12 protein-coding genes and 1 pseudogene are annotated in these 7,095 nt (G+C 41.8%); 4 read left to right on the top strand and 9 right to left on the bottom strand.

Annotation, left to right across the window (positions count from 1 at the left end; translation table 11 throughout):
* Positions 1 to 119 precede the first annotated feature (119 nt).
* The 8 genes from H6G48_RS00230 to H6G48_RS25855 form a co-directional block, all read right to left on the bottom strand.
* Positions 120 to 446 (bottom strand): hypothetical protein, encoded by a 327-nt coding sequence (locus H6G48_RS00230; RefSeq protein WP_190717933.1) that lies wholly within the window; start codon positions 444 to 446, stop codon positions 120 to 122.
* 433 nt (positions 447 to 879) lie between these two features.
* Complete coding sequence (locus H6G48_RS00235; RefSeq protein ID WP_190717936.1) at positions 880 to 1,107, bottom strand: hypothetical protein; 228 nt, start codon at positions 1,105 to 1,107, stop codon at positions 880 to 882.
* A gap of 81 nt (positions 1,108 to 1,188) precedes the next feature.
* Positions 1,189 to 1,488 (bottom strand): type II toxin-antitoxin system RelE/ParE family toxin, encoded by a 300-nt coding sequence (locus H6G48_RS00240; RefSeq protein ID WP_190717938.1) that lies wholly within the window; start codon positions 1,486 to 1,488, stop codon positions 1,189 to 1,191.
* A gap of 6 nt (positions 1,489 to 1,494) precedes the next feature.
* Positions 1,495 to 1,752, bottom strand: a complete 258-nt coding sequence (locus H6G48_RS00245) for a ribbon-helix-helix domain-containing protein (RefSeq protein WP_190717941.1) — start codon at positions 1,750 to 1,752, stop codon at positions 1,495 to 1,497.
* A 76-nt stretch (positions 1,753 to 1,828) separates the two neighbouring features.
* Complete coding sequence (locus H6G48_RS00250) at positions 1,829 to 2,053, bottom strand: hypothetical protein (protein WP_190717944.1); 225 nt, start codon at positions 2,051 to 2,053, stop codon at positions 1,829 to 1,831.
* 210 nt (positions 2,054 to 2,263) lie between these two features.
* Positions 2,264 to 2,698: a type II toxin-antitoxin system VapC family toxin gene (locus H6G48_RS00255; RefSeq protein WP_190717947.1), complete on the bottom strand. Its 435-nt coding sequence runs from the start codon at positions 2,696 to 2,698 to the stop codon at positions 2,264 to 2,266.
* 2 nt (positions 2,699 to 2,700) lie between these two features.
* Entirely contained in the window at positions 2,701 to 2,928 is a 228-nt protein-coding gene (locus H6G48_RS00260) for a hypothetical protein (protein ID WP_045356058.1), read from the bottom strand.
* Positions 2,929 to 3,015: 87 nt separating this feature from the next.
* On the bottom strand, positions 3,016 to 3,246 hold the full coding sequence (locus H6G48_RS25855) for a ribbon-helix-helix domain-containing protein (protein ID WP_242034471.1): 231 nt from the start codon (positions 3,244 to 3,246) through the stop codon (positions 3,016 to 3,018).
* A 1,184-nt stretch (positions 3,247 to 4,430) separates the two neighbouring features.
* Here H6G48_RS25855 and H6G48_RS00270 point away from each other — a divergent pair.
* The 4 genes from H6G48_RS00270 to H6G48_RS00285 all read left to right on the top strand — a co-directional run bounded on the left by H6G48_RS00270 (position 4,431) and on the right by H6G48_RS00285 (position 6,280).
* Complete coding sequence (locus H6G48_RS00270) at positions 4,431 to 4,880, top strand: hypothetical protein (protein ID WP_190717950.1); 450 nt, start codon at positions 4,431 to 4,433, stop codon at positions 4,878 to 4,880.
* 460 nt (positions 4,881 to 5,340) lie between these two features.
* On the top strand, positions 5,341 to 5,604 hold the full coding sequence (locus tag H6G48_RS00275) for a hypothetical protein (RefSeq protein ID WP_190717952.1): 264 nt from the start codon (positions 5,341 to 5,343) through the stop codon (positions 5,602 to 5,604).
* Positions 5,588 to 5,926 (top strand): type II toxin-antitoxin system RelE/ParE family toxin, encoded by a 339-nt coding sequence (locus tag H6G48_RS00280; RefSeq protein WP_190717955.1) that lies wholly within the window; start codon positions 5,588 to 5,590, stop codon positions 5,924 to 5,926. Before H6G48_RS00275 ends, H6G48_RS00280 begins: the two co-directional genes overlap by 17 nt.
* 150 nt (positions 5,927 to 6,076) lie before the next feature.
* A complete protein-coding gene (locus H6G48_RS00285; protein WP_002797544.1) occupies positions 6,077 to 6,280 on the top strand; it encodes a hypothetical protein in 204 nt (67 codons plus the stop codon).
* A gap of 184 nt (positions 6,281 to 6,464) precedes the next feature.
* Here the strand turns inward: H6G48_RS00285 and H6G48_RS00290 are convergent.
* Positions 6,465 to 7,095 (bottom strand): annotated as a pseudogene (locus H6G48_RS00290) (IS1634 family transposase); the annotation flags it as partial.

A 7,095-nucleotide genomic window follows, 5' to 3' on the forward strand; every position in this document is an offset into this window, starting at 1 on the left:
GCCCCTTTCACAGCGCTTTGGTCAGTGTTTTGGCCAAAAGAGATAAATCCGAGTCCGCGCCGATTGTCGAGACTATTACCACCCTAGTCAGTGCGATTTTATTAGCTGTCACCTTCTTTTTAACAGTTCATATTTATCCCCCAATGTGAAAATTGGCCGTCTTTGTAGGCAAGGGTAAAACTGGATAAATAATCTTGACCGTCTAAATCGAGATTAAAGGCAGAAAAGCAGACGTACAGACTACGTTTATCAACGGCGACAGAGCGACTAAAAATTTTACTGAGAGTATTGGCGGTCAGTCCAGTGTGTTGGCTAAGAATGTCTAAGGTGCAGCGAGTGTTTTGTTTTATTTCCCAATTCACTTTAGCACGGTGCAGTTTTTGGTAGCCGATGGAGGTTAAGATTACGCCGCGCTGACGAGAGGATTTACCCTTTGACTGTTCCATAAGTTACCTCATCAACATAGAGATTAGCAGAATTTTATATTATGGTAATCAGTGGGGATACAAAAAATTACTTTTTTTACAAGATTTAAAGTTTGCACTAGGAGTCAGGATTTTAACCTGGTGAATTCGCTGATGATTCTCCTTGAACAGTTATTATGTACTTAACCTATAGGAGTCCATCGTTATTTAGGGATTGAATGATGCGAGCGCCGTTATGCTTCATCAATTTCCCATAGATTGTGATTAATCCCATACGGCATTTTCATAATGATTTAAAATATGATAATCTTTGGTGAGCAAAATGTGGTTATCTACTGAAGCGTTACTAACAATTAAGCGATCAAAGGGATCACGAGTCCAGTTAATAATGACAGAATGATTAATAATTAAATTAAAATCTTTTAAAAGGTATCAGCAAAAATGACTTTCATTATTATTGTTTTGGTGTGCTATAAAGATAATGATCGTGTTGTTCGGATCCGTCGGTGGGTAAGGTTTCTAGGACTTCTGGGGGAATATCGGCGGTGAGTTCTTCAATGAATTGCCAAAAGGGTTGTTTCGGTTTGGCGGTTTGGGTTTGATGGAGGAAATCGAGGAGTTGGTGAATGGTTTCATCGGAAGCGGTTTCGATTTCCTGGAGGAGTTGTTCTTTGGCTGTCATGGGTGGTTTGGGATGGGGGGATGTTCCAGATTATAGCGCTCTCTATTATAAACAGTTGAAAAAAGTAATTGCCTTTATTTTTTAGGGGTTTTCAAAGAAAAAAGCTTCTAAATCTCGCTCTCCTTTAACAACACGCATAATTTCTAGCCCTTGCTCAGTTAAGCGATAGAAAATAATGTAGTTTTTCATCGGTAAGCCACGCAAATAGGGACGAATCTCTCGATAACTGCGCCCCATTAGAGGAAATTGGCTAAGATAACGACACTTTTTGCTAAACTCTTCTAGGAATTTCTCGCCCGCATTAATATTGGTATTAGCCAAATAATCAAGAATTTGTTCCATATCTCGAATGGCTTCGGTCGAAATGATGTATTGATCCATGAATATTTAAGCTTCACAGTTTTTTTGAAGTCTTGCTTTGAGTTGAGCGATCGCGGTTTCTCCGTCAATTCCTTCGCCTCGATCCAATTGTTCGGCAGCAATATCAATTTTTTGGCCAATGTCTTCCACCCATTTTTGATACTGATCGCGTTTGCTGAGTAATTGCAAGGCTTCGGCAATGATTTCATCTGGATTGGCATAACGCCCTGTATCTAGTTTGGCTTCGATCAGCTTTTGGTGTTCGGGTTTTAAAGTTAATTTCATGGTTGTTAAGGCTTGACTTTTTTTCATTATAGGTTTGTCGCGGTGAAATCATTCCGGGTTTGCCGAGGCAGAATGATCATTTTAGAGATTCCCAATCTTCTTGATCCACGATAGGACTGACAATATCCCCTAAGGTTTTGCCTTTACCGATTAAATGAGCAGGGGTCGTGCGTTTTACTTGGGTCGAGAGAGATGGTTCTTCTTCAATGATAATGATGGCGCGGAGGGTCTGTGCTTTGGGTTTTTCCCCTAGCCATTGGATATGATCGCCTTCGATGGTCACGTCATAATGTTTGAGCATGGTTACGGTTCTCTAACAATTCTCTTAACTAAGTCTATGATATTGCAGTGATAGTCTAGTTTAGTCTGAATTTAAGAGGTTCGGCAGAAAAGAGTCTATATTGTTCTTGAAAGTTAGGGTTAGGCGATCGCCGTTATGCTTAATAAATTTCCTGACGATGCCTGATGCTGTGGAGCTACAGAATGGAATCCTGATCTAAGTGATCAAATTCTAAGTAAAGTTATTAAAATTAGAATCTTGGAACAAAATCCGAAAGTTTTCTTGGGTGAAGTGTTTGTCATGGGTTAATACTTCTGCAATTCTCCTTTGTTTCATCACAATCATAGAAATGCAGTCTGTCAGGCTATAGCCCTTATCAGGACGTTCATCAAATAGTTGAATTCCAGCTTGTCTGAGTTGAGGCGTATAAGAAATAATTTCCATGTTCGGCTCTTGACGGATTTGAAAGTAGGTCGCAAGAGCTTTTCGACGCATAATCGCACCTTTAGTTGCAAAATAATTGAGTGTTTCATCTACAATGCCATCGGTAGTTATTAGATAATCATCTGTATATTTCTGGGCATAATTTAAGGCAATAAAGTGCCAGTTATCTCTGGGATTAATCAAGGCAATCCAATAAAAAGTATCAGCAAAGATGAGTTTCATTGTTATTGTTTTGGTGTGCCATAAAGATAATGATCGTGTTGTTCGGCTCCATCGGTGGGTAGGGTTTCTAAGACTTCTGGGGGAATATCGGCGGTGAGTTCTTCGATAAATTGCCAAAAGGGTTGTTTCGGTTTGGTGGTTTGGGTTTGATGGAGGAAGTTGAGGAGTTGGTCAATGGTTTCATCGGAGGCGGTTTCGATTTCCTGTAGGAGTTGTTCTTTGGCTGTCATGGCTGGTTTGGGATGGGGGAATACTCGATATTATAGAATATTATAGAGATTTATCGGGCGATCGCTGATTGTATCGCGGTTTCCCCGTCAATTCCTTCGCCTCTTCAAGAAAGTCCCCTTTTTTAAGGGGGATTGAGGGGGATCAAACTCGATTGCCCATTGTTGATAGCAATCGCGTTTACTGAGTAATTGCAAAGCTTCGGCAATGATTTCATCTGGATTGGCATAACGCCCCGTATTTAGTTTGGCTTCGATCAGCTTTTGGTGTTCGGGTTTTAAGGTTAATTTCAGGGTCGTTAAGGCTTGGCTTTTTTTCATTATCGGTTTATCGCTATGGAATCATCCCAGGGTTGCCGAGGCAAGAGGTTTCTCTCGTTTCTGCGGTGGGGTGGGTTTCTGGTCTGTGGAGATGGCTAAGGTGGGATGTTGGCATTGCTGTTTTTGGGGTTTTGGGCATGAGTTACAAGTTTGGGGTTGGGAGAGTGGGGAGATTGTCAGGATATTTTGACAAAGCTTGGGCTTAAGTTGGTAAAGTTGGGGATTTTTCCCAAGTTAAGGATTTTTGCGGGAGGGTTGAGGGGCTGGAAGTTAGGTGGGGTAGGGATTTGGGGAATTTTGCGAACTTTTTCCTTAAGTTGGTAAACTTTAGTTGCGTTGGGTGTAGAGATAAAATAAACTACCTTTAGGATTTAATAGAAACTTCTGGTGATCGCTCTATTTGAGCGTGATATACAGAAAGATTCTTTAAAAAATGCGTATTTGGCATGATATATGGAAAGTTTCCGTATAGTCCTTGTTATGCCAAATCCGAAAAGCCCGTCAGAGTTATCGGTTTTCAGCCAAGATTAGGCGCTCAAAAATGAATTGCTTTGTCGATGAGTTCCGATAAGTTATTGGCGATCGCAAAGTTAAGAAATTGATAAGTGATCGGGGCATAATTAAGCCGTTAGATAGACAAATATTTGATGTCTAGCAATTGTAAATTTGGCACCTAGCTAGGCTGCTCAAGTGCTTGGTTGGAATGTATCTAAGAAGAGGAATTTATGTCGAAACATCCGTGTCGTCGTACCTTTCTGAAGGCAGGTATAGGTTTTATCGGAGGGACAGGAGCTACCTTTCTATTCAGTGATTTTGAATCTGCTGTAGCTCACGTTTCGCCACATTGGCGTTACTGTGTCAAGTGTCAATCGCTGTTTTACGACGGATCGGCTAATAGAGGTGTATGTCCAGCTGGGGGAGGGCATCAAGCAGCTGGATACATATTTGCTATCTCATATGATGAACGCGAAACACCAACCGCGCAGGATAAGTGGCGTGAATGCACGAAGTGTCTATCAATGTTTTATAAGGGTTGGCCGGGAAGCGATTATTACAACAAAGGGGGAGTTTGCCCAGCCGGGGGGACTCACACCCCTGGGCCTTCCAACTATGTTATCCCACATGACATCCCTGAAACATCAACTCGACAGGATAAGTGGCGTTACTGCGTCAAGTGTCAGTCAATGTTCTATCAGGGTTGGCCGGGAAGCAATTATTACAAAGGAGGGATCTGTCCAGCCGGAGGTGCCCATTCAGCAGCAGGATTTAACTTTGTTCTCCCTTATGAATCTACTGGATATCCACCTCAAAATCCATCTCAAAATCCACCACCATCTTCTCCTCCTGTTATTAGTGTTGAACAAAAGTTGGTTGCAGGGGCGTGGACGATGTCTGTGGGTGGAAGTGGCTTTTCTAAGGGGCAATCGGTTGTTCTTACTGTGACAGTCACATCTATTAGTGCTTTTGGCAGAAATCAAAGTACAGATACTCCTTCTTTACAAGCGGACTATCTAGGGCAAATTAGATACGATGTTGCTATGATGTGTTCTTTCGGTATAAGAAAAGAATTTGCAGTTCAAGCAAGAGATGTATTAACTGGCAGAACTTCTAATGTTGCTGGTACTTCTTGCTGAGGTTAGTGCGATCGCCGATCTTGTAGGGTGCGTTACTTAACGCGCCTTTTGTGTTTTATATGCGTTACGCTACGCTAACACATCCTACCGTTACTCATCGCCAATATTATCAGGAATAACGGGGGTTTCTATCATGCCCCAATCAGACGGATAAACACCTTCAGCAATCAACCGATGGATACTGGAAAACGGCCAATCCTGCGGTTTTAAACATAACCCATGCCGCCCAGAATTGTAATCAATATAATCACAATGTAACCCATAATCTCGTTCATCTCACATTAAATATTCCCAAAAACGACGTTGCCATAAATTACTTTTTCTCCGCTTTTGTCGAGATAACAAAACCACTCGATCAATCCCTAATGGCTCTCCGTGTCTTACACCCTAAATTATGGCATATTCAGCCCTTTCAAATTAGCTGCTAAAATTGAAGAGGAAACCAACCAAACAGCAACCTATGCTAAAAACCATCGAAGGCATTTATCAGGATGGACAAATCCGCTTCACCGAACTACCGCAAGATATTGGCGATCGCGTCCAGGTTCTCGTCACCTTTCTCGATCCTGACAAAATTAATTCTGCCAAACTACGCCAACTATTAGAACAATTGGAAACAATCAAGGGGATTCAGCAAGGCTTTGAGGAACTAAACGCGGGTCAAACTCGCCCGATTGAAGATTTCGTTCAGGAAATGCAACAAAAATATGACATTTCAGGTTGAAATTACCCCAATTGCAGAAGCTCAGATTGAACAAGCCTATCGCTGGTATCGAGAGCGTAATCCTGAGTTTGCTGATCGTTGGTTTCGAGAATTAATGAATACGATAGCAACTCTCCAAGAGAAACCTCAGCGTTGTGCATTGGCCGTAGAACATGAAATTTTTCCCGAAGAAGTACGCCAACTTCTCTATGGAAAAGCAAAAAATGTGTATCGAGTGCTTTTTGCCATTCGAGATGATACCGTTTATGTGTTGTATGTTCGCCACAGTTCCCAAGCACCTCTGACATTAAATGATGTGGAAGAGCTAAGAGGTGGTATTTAGGGCGATCGCCTTAGAAACACTTTCATCCAGTGCGATCGCTATCTTCTTGTTAATTAAACTTTAAAACCACGATCATTTTGGTTTTTGAAAGAGCGATCGCTGTGCTAACCTAGTGGACAGAAAGTAATCTACAAGCGATCAGTTGAAGCCATGAGTGAAGCCGTTGTAACACTTCTTAGACAGTTCAAAAAACTTTCAGCTAGAGAAAAATCTGAGTTCCTTTCAGCCAGCCTGAGTCCGACTGGAGACTATGGTGATTGGAGTAATGATGATGCAGTTCTTTTTGCCGCTCAATCGTTTGCTCGTCTAGATGCAGAGGAGGAAGCAGATGGGGAATCCGAAGCCAGTTCGTAGCGAAGTTTGGTTGATTGATTTTGGGATAGCAGCAAAAGTACGCCCCGCTCTTGTTGTGAGTGAACCTTATGGAGATGAGGATCGAGCTTTGATTGGTGTGATTCCTCATACAACTGGACTTCCCCGTTGACAAAAAGCCATAACCTGTGCTGTAGAAGGGATTAAAAGAATTTCCGCCGCCCCGTTACTGGGTACAAATCAGGGAAACTCCCAATAAATCTAACGCATGATTGTTGCAGTTGGGTCGGTCGAGTTATCTTAGAAAAACGATAACTTCCCTCCCTAATCGTACATTCCACTGTATTCAAGCAAATTGTCCCCAAGTCTTCCAACAAAGTCCGAAAACTATGCACAGGGAGGTTCTCTTGATTCCGTTTTTTTCTCTCTTTAGACTGAGCGGATTCACTCCGACTCGCCTTAATCACATTCAGAGAACCATCATCAATTTCTTCATCCTCAAATAACAAAGGAGCCAAAGACTGTTTTAAATGCCATTCCACATAATAAGCCAACATACATAAAAAGATATGAGCCTTGACTCTATCACCCTTATAATGATAGATAGGACGTACCTTTAAATCAATTGACTTATAACAGCGAAATGCCTCCTCCACTTGAGACAAACTTTTATAAGCTTTAACCGTCGTCGCTGCATCCATCAAAGTTGACTCCAGAGAAGTTCTTAACACATACACACCATCCAAGGCCGTTTCTTGAGCGATTAATTCCAGCTTACGCTGATAAGAAAAGCCTTCCTCTGTTATCTCTAGGTTATAGTATTTATTGACCTTAAACTGATTAAGAACCTTGCCCAC

Origin of the sequence: Microcystis flos-aquae FACHB-1344 (assembly GCF_014698375.1) — a bacterium.
Taxonomy (GTDB): Bacteria; Cyanobacteriota; Cyanobacteriia; order Cyanobacteriales; family Microcystaceae; genus Microcystis; species Microcystis aeruginosa.

Coding starts and splice junctions, on each gene's coding strand:
- H6G48_RS00235 (WP_190717936.1), bottom strand. CDS start 1,107: ATGACAGCCAAAGAACAACTCCTCCAGGAAATCGAAACCGCTTCCGAT.
- H6G48_RS00285 (WP_002797544.1), top strand. CDS start 6,077: ATGAGTGAAGCCGTTGTAACACTTCTTAGACAGTTCAAAAAACTTTCA.
- H6G48_RS00230 (WP_190717933.1), bottom strand. CDS start 446: ATGGAACAGTCAAAGGGTAAATCCTCTCGTCAGCGCGGCGTAATCTTA.
- H6G48_RS00270 (WP_190717950.1), top strand. CDS start 4,431: ATGTTCTATCAGGGTTGGCCGGGAAGCAATTATTACAAAGGAGGGATC.
- H6G48_RS00245 (WP_190717941.1), bottom strand. CDS start 1,752: ATGAAATTAACTTTAAAACCCGAACACCAAAAGCTGATCGAAGCCAAA.
- H6G48_RS00260 (WP_045356058.1), bottom strand. CDS start 2,928: ATGACAGCCAAAGAACAACTCCTACAGGAAATCGAAACCGCCTCCGAT.
- H6G48_RS00280 (WP_190717955.1), top strand. CDS start 5,588: ATGACATTTCAGGTTGAAATTACCCCAATTGCAGAAGCTCAGATTGAA.
- H6G48_RS00275 (WP_190717952.1), top strand. CDS start 5,341: ATGCTAAAAACCATCGAAGGCATTTATCAGGATGGACAAATCCGCTTC.
- H6G48_RS00250 (WP_190717944.1), bottom strand. CDS start 2,053: ATGCTCAAACATTATGACGTGACCATCGAAGGCGATCATATCCAATGG.
- H6G48_RS25855 (WP_242034471.1), bottom strand. CDS start 3,246: ATGAAAAAAAGCCAAGCCTTAACGACCCTGAAATTAACCTTAAAACCC.
- H6G48_RS00240 (WP_190717938.1), bottom strand. CDS start 1,488: ATGGATCAATACATCATTTCGACCGAAGCCATTCGAGATATGGAACAA.
- H6G48_RS00255 (WP_190717947.1), bottom strand. CDS start 2,698: ATGAAACTCATCTTTGCTGATACTTTTTATTGGATTGCCTTGATTAAT.